The 17967-nt window shown below is 69.2% G+C and carries 18 protein-coding genes; 9 read left to right on the forward strand and 9 right to left on the reverse strand.

The features are described from left to right. Nucleotides 1-3: 3 nt before the first annotated feature. The 3 genes from ACQ1W9_RS03235 to ACQ1W9_RS03245 all read left to right on the forward strand — a co-directional run bounded on the left by ACQ1W9_RS03235 (nt 4) and on the right by ACQ1W9_RS03245 (nt 2837). Nucleotides 4-738, forward strand: coding sequence for an SIR2 family NAD-dependent protein deacylase (locus ACQ1W9_RS03235; RefSeq protein WP_431025300.1), 735 nt, complete (start codon nt 4-6; stop codon nt 736-738). Between the two features lie 216 nt (nt 739-954). Further along, nucleotides 955-1899: a bile acid:sodium symporter family protein gene (locus ACQ1W9_RS03240; protein ID WP_431025301.1), complete on the forward strand. Its 945-nt coding sequence runs from the start codon at nt 955-957 to the stop codon at nt 1897-1899. A gap of 170 nt (nt 1900-2069) precedes the next feature. Next, nucleotides 2070-2837, forward strand: coding sequence for a tRNA-uridine aminocarboxypropyltransferase (locus ACQ1W9_RS03245; RefSeq protein WP_431025302.1), 768 nt, complete (start codon nt 2070-2072; stop codon nt 2835-2837). A 130-nt stretch (nt 2838-2967) separates the two neighbouring features. On the opposite strand, the gene ACQ1W9_RS03250 is transcribed toward ACQ1W9_RS03245, so the two are convergent. The 7 genes from ACQ1W9_RS03250 to def form a co-directional block, all read right to left on the reverse strand. Next, complete coding sequence (locus tag ACQ1W9_RS03250) at nt 2968-4215, reverse strand: TraB/GumN family protein (protein WP_431025303.1); 1248 nt, start codon at nt 4213-4215, stop codon at nt 2968-2970. 105 nt (nt 4216-4320) lie between these two features. Then, nucleotides 4321-5769: a TrkH family potassium uptake protein gene (locus tag ACQ1W9_RS03255; RefSeq protein WP_431025304.1), complete on the reverse strand. Its 1449-nt coding sequence runs from the start codon at nt 5767-5769 to the stop codon at nt 4321-4323. 34 nt (nt 5770-5803) lie between these two features. Next, nucleotides 5804-7177 carry a Trk system potassium transporter TrkA gene (gene trkA, locus ACQ1W9_RS03260; protein ID WP_346061443.1) on the reverse strand — a complete coding sequence of 458 codons (1374 nt, stop codon included), beginning with the start codon at nt 7175-7177 and terminating at the stop codon, nt 5804-5806. A 105-nt stretch (nt 7178-7282) separates the two neighbouring features. Then, on the reverse strand, nt 7283-7489 hold the full coding sequence (locus tag ACQ1W9_RS03265; RefSeq protein WP_431025305.1) for a dodecin: 207 nt from the start codon (nt 7487-7489) through the stop codon (nt 7283-7285). A gap of 278 nt (nt 7490-7767) precedes the next feature. Beyond that, nucleotides 7768-9099 (reverse strand): 16S rRNA (cytosine(967)-C(5))-methyltransferase RsmB, encoded by a 1332-nt coding sequence (gene rsmB, locus ACQ1W9_RS03270; RefSeq protein ID WP_431025306.1) that lies wholly within the window; start codon nt 9097-9099, stop codon nt 7768-7770. Further along, complete coding sequence (gene fmt / locus ACQ1W9_RS03275; protein ID WP_431025307.1) at nt 9096-10085, reverse strand: methionyl-tRNA formyltransferase; 990 nt, start codon at nt 10083-10085, stop codon at nt 9096-9098. The genes rsmB and fmt overlap by 4 nt, the downstream gene beginning before the upstream one ends. Before the next feature lie 363 nt (nt 10086-10448). Further along, complete coding sequence (gene def / locus ACQ1W9_RS03280) at nt 10449-10961, reverse strand: peptide deformylase (RefSeq protein WP_431025308.1); 513 nt, start codon at nt 10959-10961, stop codon at nt 10449-10451. Nucleotides 10962-11197: 236 nt separating this feature from the next. Here def and ACQ1W9_RS03285 point away from each other — a divergent pair, with 236 nt between their 5' ends. The 5 genes from ACQ1W9_RS03285 (at nt 11198) to aroE (ending at nt 15818) form a co-directional block, all read left to right on the forward strand. Then, entirely contained in the window at nt 11198-12283 is a 1086-nt protein-coding gene (locus tag ACQ1W9_RS03285; protein ID WP_431025309.1) for a LysM peptidoglycan-binding domain-containing protein, read from the forward strand. 18 nt (nt 12284-12301) lie between these two features. Then, nucleotides 12302-13378 (forward strand): DNA-processing protein DprA, encoded by a 1077-nt coding sequence (gene dprA, locus ACQ1W9_RS03290; protein WP_431026401.1) that lies wholly within the window; start codon nt 12302-12304, stop codon nt 13376-13378. A gap of 51 nt (nt 13379-13429) precedes the next feature. Beyond that, nucleotides 13430-13999: an L-threonylcarbamoyladenylate synthase gene (locus ACQ1W9_RS03295; protein ID WP_431025310.1), complete on the forward strand. Its 570-nt coding sequence runs from the start codon at nt 13430-13432 to the stop codon at nt 13997-13999. Nucleotides 14000-14067: 68 nt separating this feature from the next. Beyond that, a complete protein-coding gene (gene hemF / locus ACQ1W9_RS03300) occupies nt 14068-15009 on the forward strand; it encodes an oxygen-dependent coproporphyrinogen oxidase (protein WP_431025311.1) in 942 nt (313 codons plus the stop codon). After that, the gene (aroE, locus tag ACQ1W9_RS03305; RefSeq protein WP_431025312.1) at nt 15006-15818 is read left to right on the forward strand and encodes a shikimate dehydrogenase; all 813 of its coding nucleotides are present in this window, start codon (nt 15006-15008) and stop codon (nt 15816-15818) included. The genes hemF and aroE overlap by 4 nt, the downstream gene beginning before the upstream one ends. Nucleotides 15819-15890: 72 nt before the next feature. Here the strand turns inward: aroE and ACQ1W9_RS03310 are convergent, their stop codons facing one another. Together ACQ1W9_RS03310 and ACQ1W9_RS03315 are read right to left on the reverse strand one after the other, a co-directional pair. Further along, entirely contained in the window at nt 15891-16124 is a 234-nt protein-coding gene (locus ACQ1W9_RS03310) for a hypothetical protein (protein WP_431025313.1), read from the reverse strand. Between the two features lie 40 nt (nt 16125-16164). Continuing rightward, nucleotides 16165-16959 carry a M48 family metallopeptidase gene (locus ACQ1W9_RS03315; RefSeq protein WP_431025314.1) on the reverse strand — a complete coding sequence of 265 codons (795 nt, stop codon included), beginning with the start codon at nt 16957-16959 and terminating at the stop codon, nt 16165-16167. 138 nt (nt 16960-17097) lie between these two features. Between ACQ1W9_RS03315 and ACQ1W9_RS03320 the strand changes: the two genes are divergently transcribed. Continuing rightward, the gene (locus ACQ1W9_RS03320; RefSeq protein ID WP_431025315.1) at nt 17098-17964 is read left to right on the forward strand and encodes an ATP-binding protein; all 867 of its coding nucleotides are present in this window, start codon (nt 17098-17100) and stop codon (nt 17962-17964) included. Nucleotides 17965-17967 lie beyond the last annotated feature (3 nt).

A 17967-nucleotide genomic window follows, 5' to 3' on the forward strand; every position in this document is an offset into this window, starting at 1 on the left:
ATCATGAGCGAGTCCCCCCATCTGGTGGTGCTGAGCGGCGCCGGTATCAGCGCCGAGAGCGGTATCGCCACCTTTCGTGCCAGCGACGGCCTCTGGGAGAATCACCCGGTGGAGGCGGTGGCCACCCCCGAGGCCTGGGCCCGGGACCCCGAGCGGGTGCTGCGCTTCTACGATGCCCGCCGCGACCAAGTGCGCCGGGCGCGCCCCAATGCCGCCCACAAGGCCCTGGCGGCCCTGGAGAAGCGGGGCTTCCGGGTCAGCATCGTCACCCAGAATATCGACGACCTCCACGAGCGGGCCGGTTCCCGCCATGTCCTGCATCTGCACGGGGAGATCCTCCAGGCCCGCTCCACCGCCAACCCGACCATGCGCTATCCGCTGCGTCGCGGTGGCATTCGCTTGGGCGATCTCTGCGACCTGGGCAGCCAGTTGCGCCCCGATGTGGTGTGGTTCGGCGAGCCGGTGCCCCGCTATGTCGAGGCCCAGGAGATCGTCGCCGAGGCGGACCTGCTGCTGGTGGTGGGCACGTCCCTTGCGGTGATGCCGGCGGCCTCCCTGCTGCACCAGGCGCCGCTGGACGCCGAGGCGATCCTGGTGGATCCCGAGGCCCACCAGCTGGCGCCCCCCGGCGTGGTGCGACTCAGCCGGCCCGCCGGCCAGGGCGTGCCGGCCCTGGTCCGGCACTGGCAGCGAGAAGGACGACTCTGGATGCCGGAGACGTTGCTGGGGGAAGCTTAGGCACGGCTCGTGCTTGATACGTTCTGAGTACCTACCGGGCCTGGCGCTTTCCCTGCGCAAGTGTTGGGGCATAATGGCGTCGGCCGTCGGCCGTCGGCCGTCGGCTCGAAAGCGCTATTTCTCAAACGCGGCGAGCCCGTCACAAGAACCATAAATACGCTTTCCTCGGCTTCAAAATTGCATCAGCGGACACTCACGACCCAGTAAGGACACCTCATGTCGATCTTCGAACGCTTGAACCGCCTGTTTCCCGTGTGGGCGATCCTCTTCGCTCTCGTCGCCATGTTGCAGCCGAGCCTGTTCACCGGTCTCGCCGGGCAGATACAGCTGCTGCTGGCACTGATCATGTTCTGCATGGGGCTGACCCTGTCCAAGGGCGACTTCCTTGGCGTGGTGCGCGCTCCATTGCCGGTGGTGGTGGGCGTGGTTCTACAGTTCCTGATCATGCCCCTGGTGGCATTGCTCGTCTCTGTGTCGCTGGGACTCGGGGCGGAATTGACGACGGGAATGGTGCTGGTGGGGGCCACCGCCGGAGGCACGGCCTCCAACGTCATGACCTGGCTGGCGGGGGGCCGGGTGGCGCTGTCGGTATCGATGACCCTGGTCTCGACCCTGGCCTCGGTGATCCTGACCCCATTGATCGCCTGGCTGCTGGTCGGCCAGGCAGTGGAAGTGCCAGTGTGGGGCATGCTGGGCAGTATCGCCCAACTGGTACTCGCCCCCATCGCTGCCGGCGTGGTGGTGCACCACTTCCTGGGCACGCAGATTTCCCGCATCGAGTCGGCCCTGGCGACGCTGGCGATGGCCGCCATCGTGGTGATCATCGCCATCGTGGTGGCACTCAATGCCGGCCGCCTGGCGACCCTGGGGCCGCTGGTGGCACTGGCGGTGATCGCCCACAATGGGCTGGGGCTGGCCGGCGGCTACTGGATCGGGCGGCTGTGCGGCTTCGATGAGCGCACCGCGCGTACCGTGGCCATCGAGGTCGGCATGCAGAACTCCGGTCTGGCGGTGGCCCTGGCCAACCAGTTCTTCACCGCCACCGCGGCGCTGCCCGGGGCGCTGTTCTCGGTGTGGCACAACGTCTCAGGCTCGCTATTGGCCGGCTACTGGAAGCGCCGTCCGATGAGTGATGGCGACGCGGTAACGGCGGCCCGGTAGCGCGACTCGTCCTCGACGCGGGAGCCGGGTAGGCTGGGTTCTGTACGGGGGCGTGGGTCAGGCATTGGACGCCGGAAGGGCGGCCATGGATGCCGGAGGCGGTGACCGCCAGATGATCCGGGCCGGGCCCGGTGTTAAAATGCCGGCCCCTTCCCTCCAGGTGGACCCGCATGTCGCAGCACGCCCCTTCCCCCGAGCCCGAGTCGCGCGATCCCGCCACCGGCCATTCGCGCCCGCCGCGCCGGGAGTTCAAGGCTCGGGGCAGTTTCGTGGAGCGCTGCGCGGGCTGCAACCTGCCGGTCCTCAACTGCCTCTGCCCCTACCGGGTCGAGGCCGAGAGCGTGGCCCGGGTCTGGCTTATCACCCATCCCCTGGAGCATCACAAGCCCACCAATACCGGGCGCCTGATCCGCGACGTGCTGGGCAGCACCGAGGTCTTCACCTGGTATCGCACCGCCCCGGACGAGCGCCTGCTGGCGCTGCTGGCGGACGAGCGCTACGCCCCCTTCGTGATCTTCCCCGATGACCAGCCCGACTATGCCCACCGGGTGGTGGGCATGGAGGCGGTGGCGGCGGCCAGGGCCGAGGCGCGGATTCCTGTCTATGTGATTCTCGACGGCACCTGGCGCCAGGCGCGGCGTATCTTCCGCAAGAGCCCCTACCTGGAGGCGCTGCCGGTGCTGCCGCTGCGCACCGAGCGCCTGACCCGCTACCGGCTGCGCAAGCCCGCCTCCGAGGCCCATCTGTGCACCGCCGAGGTGGCCGCCGAGCTGCTTCGCCTAGGCGGCGACGGTAACGCCGCGGACACCCTCGACGACTACTTCCAGGTCTTCAACGACAGTTATGCCGCCAGCCGTGGCTTCGAGAAACTCGAAACGCCGACGCCGGCCATGAACCGGCTGCTGGTACGCCGCGGTAAATCAGAAGGGGACTGTTGATTTATGTAGCGAGCGAAGAGAGGTTGGCCGCCGCCGGAGCACAGAAACCGGAGCCTATGCGGTACTAGGTGAGGATTTCGAGCACCGCCGGCGGCCAAGATATCGAGCGCAGTAATAAATCAATGTTCCCCTAGGCGCCGCTGCCGAATAGCGCCCCGGCGATCCTCAGCCCCGCCACCCAGGTCCCCGCGGCGGAGCCGATGGTGGCCAGCATGAATACCAGCAGGGTGCGCGAGACCCGGTTGCGCCACCACCCCTTCACGCTGGCCACGTCGTGGCGCAGGGTGGCGAAATCGCGCACCTTGGGCTTGCGCATGGCCAGCTCCACCCCGGCGGCCACGAAGCCGGCGCCGATGGTGGGGTTGAGCGAGGTCAGCGGGGCGGCGAAAAAGGTCGCGGCGATGGTGACCGGGTGGCCCAGGGCGATGGCGGTGCCCAGCGCCGAGAGCACGCCGTTGATCAGGAACCACTCGCCCACCAGCTGCAGGCCCAGGCCGGTATCCCGGGAGAAGCCGATGGCGAAGCCGGTCAGCACCAGGGCGGTGATGATCCAGGGCAGCCGCTTCCAGAGCTTCGAGCGGGGCGGGGTATGCTCCAGGGCCTCGCGCTCCACGCCGGGGGCCTGGGGCAGCGGTGCCGAGAGGTGCTCGCCGAGGCCCTTGAGGTGGCCGGCGCCGATCACCACCAGCACATGCCGGTAGCGACCGGGATTCTCCTCCGCCAGGCGCAGGGCCATGTAGCGGTCCCGTTCGCGGATCAGCGGGGTATAGAGGGCCTCTGACTGCTCGGCGAATTCGCTGAAGGTGGACTCCAGGACGTCGCCCTCCTTGAGTCGCTCGATCTCCGCCGCCGAGACCTCCTGGCGGGAGATGACGCTGCCCAGCAGGCCACTGATCAGCCCCATGCGCTGCCACCAGGGCACATTGGTGTAGATACGCTTGAGGGTGATGCCCACGTCCCGGTCGATCAGTAGCAGGGGCAGCTTCGCCGCCTCGCTCTCCTCCAGGGCGGCGCGCATCTCGGCACCGGGCTCGATGCCGGACTGCTCGGCGAGGCGCTGCTGGAAGGCGCCCAGCGCCAGGCTGGCGGCCACCATGCCCGCCTTGCTCTGGCGAAACACCTGGAAGAGGTCCTGGTCGGCCATGGCATCCGGCTCCACCAGGCTATGGTGACGGGAGGGGCAGAGCTCGATGGCCACCGCATCGAAGTCGCCGGAGCGAATCAACTGGCGCACCTCGGCCGCGCTCTGGGCGGAGACATGGGCGGTGCCCAGCAAGGTATAGCGGGTCTCGCCCACCTGCAGCACCTGGCGCGGTCCCGCCGTCACGGCTCCCGCTTGGGAGGGCTCGGCGGCGGTGATGTCCTGGGAGTCGGTCATGGAGGCTCGGAATCTGGGAGTGATGGGGCGATTATCCATAAAGCCGGGTAGTGGGCGCAAACCCTTGGCTCCTACCACCCTAGCGGCAATCCCACCTTGGGAGATTCAGCGCCGCCAGAAGGCCGCGGTAAAGAGCACCAGCACGGTAAAGATTTCCAGGCGCCCCAGCAGCATGGCCATGACCAGGATCCATTTGGCCAGGTCGGGCAGGTCGCCGTAGTGGGATGAGGCCTCGCCCAGGGCCGGGCCCAGGTTGTTCAGGGCCGAGGCCACGGTGGACCAGGCGGTGACCTGATCGACGCCGGTGGCCATCACCCCCACCAGCATCAGGAAGAACAGCATCACATAGACCGAGAAGAAGCCCCATACCGCCTGGGCGATGCCGTCCGGCACGCTATGCTTGCCCACCTTGACCGCGATCACCGCATTGGGATGGATCAGGCGCATGATCTCGCGCATGCCCTGCTTGAGGATCAGGATGATGCGGATTACCTTCATGCCGCCGCCGGTGGAGCCGGAGCAGCCGCCCACGAAGGCGGCCATAAACAGCAGGAAGGGCAGGGCCCCGGGCCAGGCGGAGAAGTCGGCGACGCCGAAGCCGGCGGTGGTGGCCACCGAGACCACCTGGAAGAGGCCGTGGCGCAGCCCCAGGCTATCGTCGTAGGTGGCGGTGGCCCAGAGGGCGCCCACCGTGACCAGGGCCAGGCCGCCCAGGAAGAGCAGCAGGAAGTTCGCCTCCGGGTCGCGCAGGTAGTGACTCAGGCGCTTCTCCCGCCAGGCGACGAAGTGCAGGCTGAAACTCATCGCCGAGACGATCATGAAGCCCACGCAGATCAGCTCGATGGCGGCGCTGTCGAAATGCCCGATGCTGGCATCGTAGGTGGAGAAGCCGCCCAGGGCCACGGTGGAGAAGCCATGCCCCAGGGCATCGAACCAGTGCATGCCCGCCGCCCAGTAGGCGAGGATACAGGTCAGGGTCAGGGAGGCGTAGATATACCACAGTGCCTTGGCGGTCTCGGTGATCCGCGGGGTGAGCTTGGAGTCCTTCAGGGGGCCCGGGATCTCGGTGCGGTAGAGGGCCATGCCGCCGACGCCCAGGGTCGGCAGGATGGCCACCGCCAGCACCACGATCCCCATGCCGCCCAGCCACTGCAGCTGCTGGCGGTAATAGCGCACCGACTCGGGCAGGCTATCGATGCCGGTGATCACGGTGGCGCCGGTGGTGGTCAGGCCGGAGAAGGACTCGAAGAAGGCATCGGTCACCGACAGGGCATGCACGCCGTCGAGCATCAGCGGCAGGGCGCCGAAGCTGGCCAGCACCGTCCAGAACAGCGCGGCGATCAGGAAGCCGTCCCGGGTGCGCAGCTCCTTGCGGGCATGGCGGTTGGGCCAGAAGATCAGGGCGCCGGTGGCCGCGGTGATGCCCAGGGCGATGGCGAAGGCACTCCAGACCCCATCGAGGAACAGCAGCGAGATGAGGATCGGGGGCACCATGGTCAGGCTGAACTGCATCAGCAGCAGCCCCAGGATGCGCAGGATCATGCGTAGACTCATGGTGCCGCTGTCCTTAGGGAAACCACCCGGTTCATCAGAAGAAGGTCAGCCCGACCTGGAAGAGGCGCTCCACGTCGCGGATGCGGCGCTTGTCGATCACGAACAGGATCACGTGGTCGCCGGACTCCACCACCACGTCGTCGTGGGCGATCAGCACCTCCTTGCCGCGCACGATGGCGCCGATGGTGGTGCCGCTCGGCAGGTCAATGTCGCCGATGGCGCGGCCGACCACCCGGGAGGAGCGGGCATCGCCGTGGGCGATCGCCTCGATGGCCTCGGCGGCGCCGCGGCGCAGGGAGTGGACATTGACGATATCGCCGCGCCGCACATGGGTCAGCAGGCTGCCGATGGTGGCCTGCTGGGGGGAGATGGCGATATCGATCTCGCCGCCCTGCACCAGGTCCACGTAGGCGGCGTTGTTGATCAGCGTCAGCACCCGCCGGGCGCCCAGGCGCTTGGCCAGCATCGACGACATGATATTGACCTCGTCGTCGTTGGTCAGGGCGCAGAAGATATCGCAGTCCTCGATGTTCTCCTCCAGCAGCAGGCGCTTGCTGGTGGCGCTGCCGTGGAGCACCACGGTACGGTCGAGGCGCTCGGAGAGGGTGGTGCAGCGCTCCAGGCTGTGCTCGATGATCTTCACCTGGTGGCTATGCTCGAGCATCTCGGCGAGGCGCTCGCCGATATTGCCGCCGCCGGCGATCACCACCCGGCGGAAGTCCCGCTCGACCCGGCGCAGCTCGCTCATCACCGCGCGGATATCGCGGCGGGCGGCGATAAAGAACACCTCGTCGTCGGCCTCGATCACGGTGTCGCCGCGCGGGATGATCGGCCGGTTGCGGCGGTAGATGGCCGCCACCCGGGTATCCACGCTGGGCATATGGCGGCGCAGGAAGCCCAGGTCCTGGCCCACCAGGGGCCCGCCATAGAAGGCCTCCACCGCCACCAGCTGCACCTGGCCGCCGGCGAACTCCAGCACCTGCAGGGCGCCCGGGTACTCGATCAGGCGGCGGATATGGTCGGTGACCACCTGCTCGGGGCTGATCAGCACGTCGATGGGCACCGCCTCGTGGGCGAACAGGCCCTTGCGGGTCAGGTAGGCGGTGGCGCGGACCCGGGCGATCTTGGTGGGGGTACGGAACAGGGTATGGGCGACCTGGCAGGCGATCATGTTGACCTCGTCCTGGCTGGTCACCGCGATCAGCATGTCGGCATCCTCGCAGCCGGCCTGGCGCAGCACCATGGGGTAGGAGGCGGGGCCGCTGACGGTGCGGATGTCCAGGCGGTTGTGCAGCTCGCGCAGCCGCTCGCCGTCGGTGTCCACCACCGTGATGTCGTTCTCCTCATGGGCCAGGTGTTCGGCCAGGGTACCGCCGACCTGGCCGGCGCCGAGAATGATGATCTTCATGACAGGGATTCCGTCCGCTGATGATCCGAACCGCCGCCGACTCGAGGGGGGAGACGGTGGCGGCCCGAAAGGCGCCGGCTAGCATAAACCACCGGACAACGGGGGTCACTCTTCCAGGGTGAAACCCACCTTGATGGTGACCTGCCAGTGGCCGACCTTGCCATGTTCGATATGCCCCCGGGTGTCGGTCACCTCGAACCAGCGCATGTCGTGGAGGGTGCGGTGGGCCCGGCTCAGGGCCTGTTGGATGGCGTCCTCGATGCCTTCGGTGGAGGAGCCGGTGAGCTCGATATGCTTGTAGACGTGGGTCATGGTGCCTCCCGTGCCGATGGAAAGGGCCCCGCCTGACGGCGGGGGCTCCTGGCAGTATAGGGGGGAAGGCGGCGGGGGTCGGTAAACGCTGATTCTTCACCGAGGGGCGTGGCGGAGGCCTTGCCCTTGTGTCGCCGAGCATAGAAGAAGCCGTCGTGGCTCCCCGCTTCGGGCAGCGACTTCTTCACCGGGGCCGTCAGGCCACGGCTTTGCGTAGCCCTTGTATCGCCGAGCATAGAAGAAGCCGTCGTGGCTCTGCGGCTCTTCTCCGGGAGGCATCAGGCGACGGCCATGGCCTTGCGTAGCCGGGCATAGAAGAAACCGTCGTGGCTCTCCTCCTCGGGCAACAGCTGGCGGCCGGCGCCGGCGGGACGCCCCCAGGCCACATCGGTGGGGGTGGTGACCTCGACATTCGGGGTGCGAGCCAGGAAGGCCTGGATCTGGTCGGCATTCTCCTCGGGGAGCACCGAACAGGTGGCATAGAGCAGGGTGCCACCGGGGGCCAGCTTGGCCCACAGGGTATCCAGCAGCCGGGCCTGGAGCCGGGCCAGTTGGGGAATGTCGTCGGGGCGGCGCAGGGCCTTGATATCCGGGTGGCGGCGGATCACGCCGCTACCGGAGCAGGGCGCATCCAGCAGGATGGCATCGAAGGGGGTGCCATCCCACCAGTCGTCCTCGGCGGCATCGGCATGCCGCAGGGTGGCATCCAGCTTGAGGCGTTCCAGGGTCGACTCGACCCGGGAGAGTCGCTTGGCGTCGCTGTCGATGCCGGTCAGGGCCAGGTCGAAGACCTCCAGCAGGTGGGCGGTCTTGCCGCCGGGGGCGCAGCAGGCGTCCAGCACCCGGGCGCCGGGCCGCGGCGCCAGCACCGGCCCCAGCAGCTCGGCGGCGAGCTGGGCGGCCTCGTCCTGGACGCTGACATGGCCCTCGGCGAAGCCGGGCAACTGGTAGACATCGCAGGGTGCCTCCAGGGTCAGGCCATCCGGGGAGTGCAGGCAGAGACGGGCCGGCTGATGCGCCTCATAGAGGCGCGCCAGATAGGCCTCCCGGTCGCCGTAACGGCGGTTGATACGCAGGGTCATGGGCCCGGGGGCATTGTTGGCCATGGCGATGGCGCGCCAGTCATCGGGCCAGGCCTGGCGCAGGGCCTTGAGCAGCCAGGCCGGGTGCATCAGGGCCACGCAGGGATCCTTGTCCACCTCGGCCTGCAGGCTGGGTGCCTCCCGCTGCAGGCGGCGCAGGCAGCCGTTGAGCACCCGGGTGGCCCACTCCTTGCCGAGCAGGCGGGCGGCCCCGGAGGTTTCGCCCACGGCGGCGTGGGCCGGCACGCGCAGATACAGCAACTGGTAGATGCCCACCAGCAGCAGGGCCTGGATATCGGCATCGCGGCGCTTGAAGGGGTGCTTGAGCAGCCGTGACGCCAGGGCCTCCAGGCGCGGCTGGGTGCGGCAAACCCCATAGCAGAGCTCGCGCAGCAGGCCCCGGTCGCGACTGCCCACCTGGCCCTCGTCGAGGTTCGCCAGGGAGCCCTTGGCGGTGATCACCGGCACCAGATTGCGCGCCGCGGCGGCGCGCACCTCCTGGCCATTGGGGGGACGACGATCGTTCATCGGGGCGCCTCCGTGGGGGTCTCACCCAGACGGCTGCCCGGAGTGAAGCGGGCCTGGCCGGCATTGAGCAGCTCCCGGGCGGCCAGCGGCTTGCCGCCGGGCAACTGGGCGCGACTCACCATCAATACCTCCCGGCCATCGGCGCCGCAGGCGATACGCAGGGCGTCCCGCCCCGCAGGGAGCAGGGTGCCGGGACCCGCCTCCGGGTCCGCGGCGTCTCGCTCGCCGGGGGCCGCCAGCCAGACCCGCAGCGGCGCGCCGTCGAGGCGGGTCCAGGTCACCGGCCAGGGGTTGAAGGCGCGCACCCGGGCGGCCAGCTCGGCGGCGGGGCGGCGGAAGTCGAGCTCCGCCTCCGCCTTGGAGAGCTTGGCGGCATAGGTGATGCCGGCCTCCGGCTGGGGAGTGGCCGTCAGACCGTCGGCGGCGAGCCGATCCAGGGCCTCGACGATCGCCTCGCCACCCAGCGCCGCCAGGCGGTCGTGGAGCTCGCCGCCGGTGGTGGTGTCGGTGATGGGGGTGCTGCGGGTCAGCAGCATGGGACCGGTATCCAGGCCGGCGTCCATCTGCATGATGGTCACCCCGCTCTCGGCGTCGCCGGCCTCGATGGCGCGTTGGATAGGGGCGGCGCCGCGCCAGCGGGGCAGCAGGGAGGCGTGCACATTGAGGCAGCCCAGGGGCGGGATATCCAGCACCGCCTGGGGCAGCAGCAGGCCATAGGCCACCACCACCATGATATCCGCCTCGAGCGCCGCCAGCTCGGCCTGGGCCTCGGCGGACTTCAGGCTCTGGGGCTGGTAGACCGGCAGCTCGTGCTGCTGGGCGAGGGCCTTGACCGGGCTGGGGGTCAGCTTGCGGCCGCGGCCGGCGGGACGATCGGGCTGGGTATAGACGGCGATGACCCGGTGGGGACTGTCGAGCAGCGCCTGGAGGCTGGAGGCGGCGAAGTCCGGGGTGCCGGCGAAGATCACGCGAAGGGGTCGAGTCATGCAGGATGGCCTTGCTGGGTCGTCGGTTCTGACAGGGTAGGCGACATGATAGCGCAAGGCGGCCCCCAACGACGAAGGCCGGTATAGCACTCCAGACTATTGCAGCTCTGAAGCGACTCGACCGGGGCTAATCTGGAGGCAGGCCTTCGCAAGGCGCTGTAAACCCCTCCCTGGGCGCTACACTTGCCCTACTTCGCACTCGCATCCTGCTTCGCTCGCAGGGCCGGTGCTGGCCATCCCTGGCCAGCCCGTTCGGAGCCGTGCTCCTCACCCCTGGCAAATGACCCTTGCTCTGACCTGCCTCCAGCGCCCCTGGCTTGGGGGTGTTCGAGAAAGACGTAACCTGTAAGAGCGTGGGGAGGCTTAGGCCTCCTGCAGCAGCTTATGGCGCTTCTGCATCTTCTTCATCACCCGCTCGCGCTTCAGCGGCGAGAGGTAGTCGACGAAGAGCACGCCCTCGAGGTGGTCATGCTCGTGCTGGATGCAGTGGGCCAGCAGGCCGTCGGCCTCCAGCTCATAGGGCTGGCCGTCGCGATCCAGGGCCTTGAGATGGACCCTCAGGGCCCGGGACACCTCGGCATAGTATTCGGGCACCGAGAGGCAGCCCTCCTGCATCGGCTGGCGCTCCTCGCCGATGGGGGTGTACTCGGGGTTGATCAACACCAGGGGCTGGCTCTGGTCGTCGCTGACGTCCATCACGATGACGCGATGGTGCTCGTCCACCTGGGTCGCCGCCAGGCCGATGCCGCGGGCGGCGTACATGGTCTCGAACATGTCATCGACCAGCCGGCGAACGGCATCATCGACGGTGTCGACCGGGGCCGCCTTGGTGCGCAGACGCTCGTCGGGGAATTCGAGGATGGGTAACTTGGCCATGGCGTTGAAATCATCATTGTGCGGGGGGGCGGGTTTCTTTCCATATTGTAGAGGGACGGCGACGGCAACGGAACCTCGTGACCCGCCATAGGCACAATAGTCAGCCACTATCGTGGATCCCGGGAGGCGGGGGCGGGCCGCGGGGATTACACTGATTTACGAAACGCTACATGATAAGGCGGGGAATCAACCGGGCCGGTGCCCATCGGGGCCGGCAGCGCTGGGGGTGCCAAGGGATGAAACGACTATCGAGAGTTCGGTGGGCCGGGGCGCTGATCGCCCTGACCCTGGTGATGTTGGGGAGCGCCTCGGCTCAGGCGCAGGCCCTGAGTTATGCCGGGCTCCGGGCCGATGCCCCGGAGCGCTATACGGTGGTGCGTGGCGATACCCTGTGGGATATCTCGGGGCGCTTCCTGCGCCATCCCTGGCAGTGGCCGGAGATCTGGCAGGTCAACCCGCAGATTCGCAACCCCCACCTGATCTATCCCGGTGACATCATCTACCTCGAGGACTGCAACGGTCGGCCCTGCCTGCGCATGGAGCGCGGCCAGGGGGTGGTGCGACTCTCGCCGGAGGTGCGTCGGGTGCCCCATCGGGAGGCGATCGCGCCCCTGCCCCTGGAGGTGGTGGAGAACTTCCTGCGCCGCCATCGGGTGGTGGACGATGCCGAGCGCCTCGACAACCTGGCCTATGTGGTGGGTGGCGACGACCAACGCCTGGTCAGCGGCGCCGGTGATGCCATCTATGTGCGTGGCGACTTGCCCAGCGAGGGGCGCCTGGGTATCTATCGCCTGGGGGATCGCTACCAGGACCTCGAGAGCGGCGAGTTGCTGGGTATCGAGTTGATCAGCGTGGGGCGCGCCCTCTGGTTGCGCCGCGACGGTGATATCAGCCGTCTGGAGATCACCGAGTCCAATTTCGAGGTGCGCAATGGCGACCTGATCCTGCCGGTGGAGGAGCGGGAGTGGGCCGGCCAGTTCCTGCCCCGGGCCCCGGACAGCGCCATCAGCGGGCATATCCTGGCGGTGCCCGGCGGGGTGCGTTTCATCGGCCGCCTGCAGGTGGTGGCCCTGGACCTGGGGCGTCGCGACGGCATCCAGGCGGGCCATGTGTTGCGGGTCGAGCAGCAGGGCGAGCTGGTCACCGACCCCACTACCAACGAGCTGCTCCAGTTGCCCGGCGAGGAGGCCGGCCTGGTGATGGTGTTCCGGACCTTCGAGAAGGTCAGCTATGCCCTGGTGATGCAAGCCACCCGCACCCTGGCGGTGGGGGATCGGGTCTACCATCCCGACCGCAGCGAGCTGCTGGCCGGCGCGCCCTGACAGGACGTCACGCCGATGATGACCGCCAGGGAGTGGTGGTTGCTGGGCCGGCTGCCGGGCATGGGCGCCCTGCAACTGGCCCGCCTGCGGGCCCAGGCGCCGGCCTGGCCCGAGGGCTGGTTGGCGCTGCTGCCGGGGCGGGCCCGTCAGGCCCTGCGCCTGTGGCTCGAGCATCCCGCCCGCAGTCCCTTCCAGGCCGAGCTGGAGGCCCTGGTGGCCTGGGAGGCGGCGGCCCCGGATCACCACCTGTTGTACCCCGATCACGAGGCCTGGCCGGCGCTGCTCGATGAGTTGCCCGATCCGCCCCCGCTGCTCTGGGCCAGGGGCGACCTCTCGGCCCTGGGCCCACCCCGCCTGGCCATGGTGGGGTCCCGTCGACCGACCCGGGATGGATTGCATAACGCGGCCCACTTCGCGCGGGCCATGGCCGAGCGCGGCTGGTGCGTGGTCAGCGGCATGGCGCTGGGCATCGATGGACGGGCCCAGACGGCGGCCCTGGAGGCCGGGGGCACCAGCCTGGCGGTGCTGGGCTCGGGTATCGATGTGATCTACCCTCGCCAGCACGGCGCTCTCTATGAACGCCTGCGCCACGCCGGCCTGCTGCTCTCGGAGCATCCCCCCGGCACCTGCCCCCATCCCGGCTACTTTCCGCGTCGCAACCGCATCATTACCGGCCTCTCCCGGGGCGTGCTGGTGGTGGAGGCCGCCGAGCGCAGCGGCTCCCTGGTCAGCGCCCGCCTGGCCCTGGAGCAGGGGCGTGACCTCTTCGTGCTGCCCGGCTCGCTGCACAATGCCCAGGCCCGGGGCTGTCTGCAGCTGTTGCGTCAGGGGGCCACCCTGGTGACCCACCCCGAGGAACTGCTGGAAGAGCTGGGGCACTGGGAAGGCGCCCTGGCCGCGCCGCCTCCCCCGGACGAGTCGGCGGCGCCCGCCGAGGAGCCGCTGCTGACCCTGCTCAGCGAGGTGCCCACGCCCCTGGATGCCCTGGTGGCGCTGACCGGGCTATCGGTGGCGGAGTGCCAGCGGCGCCTGTTGGGCCTGGAACTGGAGGGGCGCGTGACCGCGGCTTCCGGGGGCTGGATCCGCCTGCCGTAAGGCGCGGGCCATGGTAGACTTTGCCTTTTCAGCGAGAGCGATGAGGTCGCCATGGGTGATGCGCGTCTTTCCAGTGAATCTCTGGCCCAGGGAGTGGCGGCGCTGCGCAGCGGCGGCGTGATCGCCTACCCCACCGAGGCGGTCTGGGGGCTCGGCTGTGATCCGGATAACGAGCAGGCGCTGACCGCCCTGCTGCGTCTCAAGGCGCGGGATCCGGCCAAGGGCATGATCCTGATCGCCGGCGATATCGCCCAGTTCGGCCCCTGGCTGCAGGGCCTCGACCCGGCCCTGCATGCGCCCCTGGTGGCCAGTTGGCCCGGCCCCAATACCTGGCTGGTGCCGGATAACGGGCGCTCGCACCCCCTGGTGCGGGGCGGCCACCGCAGCGTGGCGCTGCGGGTCAGTGATCACCCCCTGGTCGCCGAGCTATGTGCCGCCTTCGGTGGTCCCATCGTCTCCACCTCCGCCAATCCCGCCGGTGAGCCGCCCGCCCTGAGTGCCGGGCAGGTCCGCGACTACTTCGGCGAATCCCTGGCGGCGGTGGTGGAGGGCCCCCTGGGCGGGCTCGACCAACCCAGCACCATTCGCGACCTGGTCAGCGGGCGCGTGCTGCGCGGCTGATCGCTCTCGTCACCTCAATGCATCGAGGCCGGGCACTGGCGCCCGGCCCATCATCGACCGGAGGCCCCGTGGCTCACGCCTATCTCGATGCCGTCAAGACCTACCTGCGGGAACTGCAGGATCGCCTGTGTCAGGGCCTGGCCGAGGAGGATGGCCGGGCCGAGTTCCGTGAGGATGCCTGGACCCGCGCCGAGGGCGGCGGCGGGCGCTCCCGGGTGATCGAGAATGGCGCCCTGTTCGAGAAGGGCGGCGTCAACTTCTCCCATGTGCATGGCACCCAACTGCCGCCATCGGCCACGGCGGCGCGTCCGGAGCTCGCCGGGCGGGGTTTCCATGCGGTGGGGGTCTCCTGGGTGCTGCACCCCGAGAATCCTCATGTGCCCACCAGCCATGGCAATGTGCGCTTCTTTATCGCCGAGAAGGAGGGCGAGGCGCCGGTGTGGTGGTTCGGCGGCGGCTTCGACCTGACTCCCTACTATCCGGTGCATGAGGACGTGCTGCACTGGCACCGGGTGGCCCGGGACGCCTGCGCCCCCTTCGGCGACGACGTCTATCCCCGCTACAAGGCCTGGTGCGACGACTACTTCTTCCTCAAGCACCGCGGCGAGACCCGCGGCGTGGGCGGGCTCTTCTTCGACGACCTCAATGCCTGGGGCTTCGACAAGAGCTTCGCCTTCCAGCGCGCCGTGGGCGATGCCTTCCTCGAGGCCTACCTGCCCATCGCCCAGCGCCGCCGGGAGACCCCCTGGGGCGAGCGGGAGCGTGACTTCCAGCTCTATCGCCGGGGACGCTATGTGGAGTTCAACCTGGTCTGGGACCGGGGCACCCTCTTCGGCCTGCAGAGCGGCGGGCGTACCGAGTCGATCCTGATGTCCATGCCGCCGCTGGCGCGCTGGGACTACGGCTGGGAGCCGGAACCCGGCAGCCCGGAAGCGGCGCTCTACCGGGACTATCTGCGCCCCCGGGAGTGGCTGGACGAGGCGCCAGGCGCCGAGGAGAAGCAAGCATGAGCGATCGCTACTGCGTCTTCGGCCATCCCATCGGCCACTCCCGGTCGCCGGCCATCCATGCCGCCTTCGCCACCCAGTGCGGCGAGGCGATCGACTACACCGCCATCGAGGCGCCCCTGGATGACTTCCCCGGCGCCTGGCGCGGCTTCGTGGCCGCCGGCGGCCGCGGCGCCAATGTCACCGTGCCCTTCAAGGAGCAGGCCCACCGCCTCTGCGATACCCTGAGCCGCCGGGCGCGGCGGGCCGGGGCGGTGAATACCCTGGTGCTGGGCAAGAATGGCGAGACCTATGGCGATACCACCGATGGCATCGGCCTGGTACGTGACCTCAAGCGCCATGGCATCACCCTGGCCGGGGCCCGCATCCTGGTGCTGGGGGCCGGCGGCGCGGTGCGCGGGGTACTCGAGCCGTTGCTGGCCGAGGCGCCGGCGAGCCTCGAAGTGGCCAATCGCACCGCCGCCAAGGCCGAGGCCCTGGCCCGCGACTTCGCCGACCTGGGCCCGATCCGCGGTGGCGGCTTCGAGGCCGTCGCGGGGCCTTTCGAGCTGGTGATCAACGGCACCAGCGCCAGCCTGGGGGGGGCGCTGCCGCCGTTGCCCGACGACCTCTTCGCCGAGGGCGCCACCGCCTACGACATGATGTATGGCGCCGAGCCCAGCGTCTTCCTGCGCTGGGCCAGCGAGCGGGGCGCCCGCCCCCTCGACGGCCTGGGCATGCTGGTGGAGCAGGCCGCCGAGGCCTTCTTCCAGTGGCGCGGCAAGCGCCCCGACACCGCCCCGGTATTGGACGAGCTGCGGCGCTCGCTCTGAATCGCTATCGCCTGCCTGAAAAACGCCGAGGGCCGGTCAGTTGACCGGCCCTCGGCGTTTTGGCGCCCACCTTCAGCGGCGCTTGGTATAGAGCCCCACCATACATAGCCCCACCCCCAGCACCGACAGCAGCATGCCGCCGTTGACCAGCAGCGGGTGGCGTTGCAGCAGGGAGGCGAAGGGCTGGGGCATCTCCCGACACACCCCCTCCAGATAGTCCCAGTGGCCCCCGCCGAAGGTGCACTCGCGCACCTGGCCGAGCTCCCAGAAATAGACGCCCATCAGGGCCAGGGAGGGGAAGATCAACAGTAGCAGTCCGAGTCGTAGCATGGAGGTTCCGTAGGGGTCAGCGGGGGGCTTGGCAGTTGGGGGTGCGGCCGGCCTGGCGGGCCCGCTCGTAGCGGGCCAGGGCGTTGCCCATTTCCGCCTGGAGGGCCGCCATGCGCTGGCCATGGCTGGGGTGGGTGGAGAGCCAGGCGGGTGGCTGGCCGCCGGAGGCGGTACGCATATTCTCCCACAGGGTGAGGCTGGCGCGGGGATCGAAGCCGGCGTCCGCCATCAGCCCCAGGCCGATGATATCCGCCTCGCCCTCGTGACGGCGCGAGAAGGGCAGCAGGATGCCGTACTGGGCGCCGGCGCCCATCAGGCCCAGCACCTGCTCGCTCTCGATACCGGCGGAGCTCTGCAGCACCGACAGGCCCAACTGGGTCATGGACTGGGTCGAGGCCCGTTCGTTGGCATGCCGGGCCAGCACATGACCGATCTCGTGGCCCACCACCGCGGCCAGCTGATGCTGATCGGTGGCCACATCGAGCAGGCCGGTGTGCACGCCCATATAGCCGCCGGGCAGGGCGAAGGCGTTCACCGACGCCTCGTCGAAGACGCGGATCTGCCAGCGCTGCTGGCGCTCCCGTTCCGGCAGGGCGGCGACCAGGGCCCCGGCCACGCACTCGGCGTAGCGCTGGGTGGCGCCGCCGGCCAGGGGCAGGTCCGACTGGTACTGGTCGAAGGCCTGCTGGCCCATCTGGTCCAGTTGCTCATCCGAGTAGAGGGTAAACTGCTGGCGCCCGGTGGGGGAGGTGGCGCAGGCGGTCAGCCCGAGGCAGAGCGCACCAACGGCCAGGTAGCGAGTCCATCCCATCGTCTTCTTCCTCATCGTGTCATGGGCCGCCCCGGCGTTTCCACGATGCCGGCGTCATGGGTGAGACCCTGGACGAGAGGCGGAGGTTCGCCACAAGATACCCCGATGTCATCCCAGGTCAACCACAGGAGTGGAGCAATGAATGAGGAATTGAGCCAGCGGCTGCTGGCGCTGCTGGCACGGGTCGAGCCCTGGCTGCCGCCGGCCCCCCAGGCGGTGGATTGGGCGCACGACGTGGCGGCGCTATGGCAGCGCCACGCCCTGGGGGGGCAACTGCTGCCGGTGCCGCCCCGGGATGCCCTGGGCCTGGACGACCTGCTGGGGATCGAGCGCCAGAAGCTGGCCCTGGTGGACAACACCCGTGCCTTCCTGCGGGGCCTGCCGGCCAACCATGCCCTGCTGTGGGGCTCCCGGGGCAGCGGCAAGTCGTCGCTGATTCGTGCCCTGCTCAACTCCCTGGCCGGCGAGGGGCTGAGGCTGGTTCAGGTGGACCGCCATGATCTGGCGGGCCTGCCGCTGCTGGTCGAGCAGTTGCGCCGGGAGCCGCGGCGCTTCGTGGTCTACTGCGACGATCTCTCCTTCGAGGGCCACGACGACGCCTACAAGGCACTGAAGAGCGTGCTGGACGGCGCCCTCACCGGGCCGCCGGAGAACGTGCTGCTCTATGCCACCTCCAACCGTCGCCACCTGCTGCCGGAGTCGATGAGCGACAACGAGGCTAGCCACCTGGTGGGGGAGGAGCTGCACCATGGCGATGCGGTGGAAGAGAAGATCTCGCTCTCCGACCGCTTCGGCCTATGGCTCGGCTTCCACCCCTTCAACCAGGACACCTACCTGGAGACCTGCCGCCACTGGGTGACCCGGCTGGGCGAGGCCGGCGACTGGAACGGCGAGGCCCGGGCCGCGGCGATTCGCTACGCTACCCTGCGCGGCGGGCGTAGTGGCCGCGCCGCCTGGCAGTTCGCCAACCAGTGGGTCGGCGGCCGACGCCTGGCTCAGGCCTAGCCT

It is taken from the genome of Halomonas sp. H5 (genome assembly GCF_050613175.1).
GTDB classification, from domain to species: Bacteria; Pseudomonadota; Gammaproteobacteria; order Pseudomonadales; family Halomonadaceae; genus Bisbaumannia; species Bisbaumannia salifodinae.

Bases quoted from the DNA above. Each gene is read 5' to 3' on its own strand.
- ACQ1W9_RS03285 (WP_431025309.1), top strand. From the start codon at position 11,198: ATGAAACGACTATCGAGAGTTCGGTGGGCCGGGGCGCTGATCGCCCTG.
- def (WP_431025308.1), bottom strand. From the start codon at position 10,961: ATGGCCAAGTTACCCATCCTCGAATTCCCCGACGAGCGTCTGCGCACC.
- trkA (WP_346061443.1), bottom strand. From the start codon at position 7,177: ATGAAGATCATCATTCTCGGCGCCGGCCAGGTCGGCGGTACCCTGGCC.
- ACQ1W9_RS03255 (WP_431025304.1), bottom strand. From the start codon at position 5,769: ATGAGTCTACGCATGATCCTGCGCATCCTGGGGCTGCTGCTGATGCAG.
- ACQ1W9_RS03295 (WP_431025310.1), top strand. From the start codon at position 13,430: ATGGGTGATGCGCGTCTTTCCAGTGAATCTCTGGCCCAGGGAGTGGCG.
- fmt (WP_431025307.1), bottom strand. From the start codon at position 10,085: ATGACTCGACCCCTTCGCGTGATCTTCGCCGGCACCCCGGACTTCGCC.
- ACQ1W9_RS03320 (WP_431025315.1), top strand. From the start codon at position 17,098: ATGAATGAGGAATTGAGCCAGCGGCTGCTGGCGCTGCTGGCACGGGTC.
- rsmB (WP_431025306.1), bottom strand. From the start codon at position 9,099: ATGAACGATCGTCGTCCCCCCAATGGCCAGGAGGTGCGCGCCGCCGCG.
- dprA (WP_431026401.1), top strand. From the start codon at position 12,302: ATGACCGCCAGGGAGTGGTGGTTGCTGGGCCGGCTGCCGGGCATGGGC.
- ACQ1W9_RS03235 (WP_431025300.1), top strand. From the start codon at position 4: ATGAGCGAGTCCCCCCATCTGGTGGTGCTGAGCGGCGCCGGTATCAGC.
- ACQ1W9_RS03265 (WP_431025305.1), bottom strand. From the start codon at position 7,489: ATGACCCACGTCTACAAGCATATCGAGCTCACCGGCTCCTCCACCGAA.
- aroE (WP_431025312.1), top strand. From the start codon at position 15,006: ATGAGCGATCGCTACTGCGTCTTCGGCCATCCCATCGGCCACTCCCGG.
- ACQ1W9_RS03315 (WP_431025314.1), bottom strand. From the start codon at position 16,959: ATGGGATGGACTCGCTACCTGGCCGTTGGTGCGCTCTGCCTCGGGCTG.
- ACQ1W9_RS03240 (WP_431025301.1), top strand. From the start codon at position 955: ATGTCGATCTTCGAACGCTTGAACCGCCTGTTTCCCGTGTGGGCGATC.
- ACQ1W9_RS03250 (WP_431025303.1), bottom strand. From the start codon at position 4,215: ATGACCGACTCCCAGGACATCACCGCCGCCGAGCCCTCCCAAGCGGGA.
- ACQ1W9_RS03245 (WP_431025302.1), top strand. From the start codon at position 2,070: ATGTCGCAGCACGCCCCTTCCCCCGAGCCCGAGTCGCGCGATCCCGCC.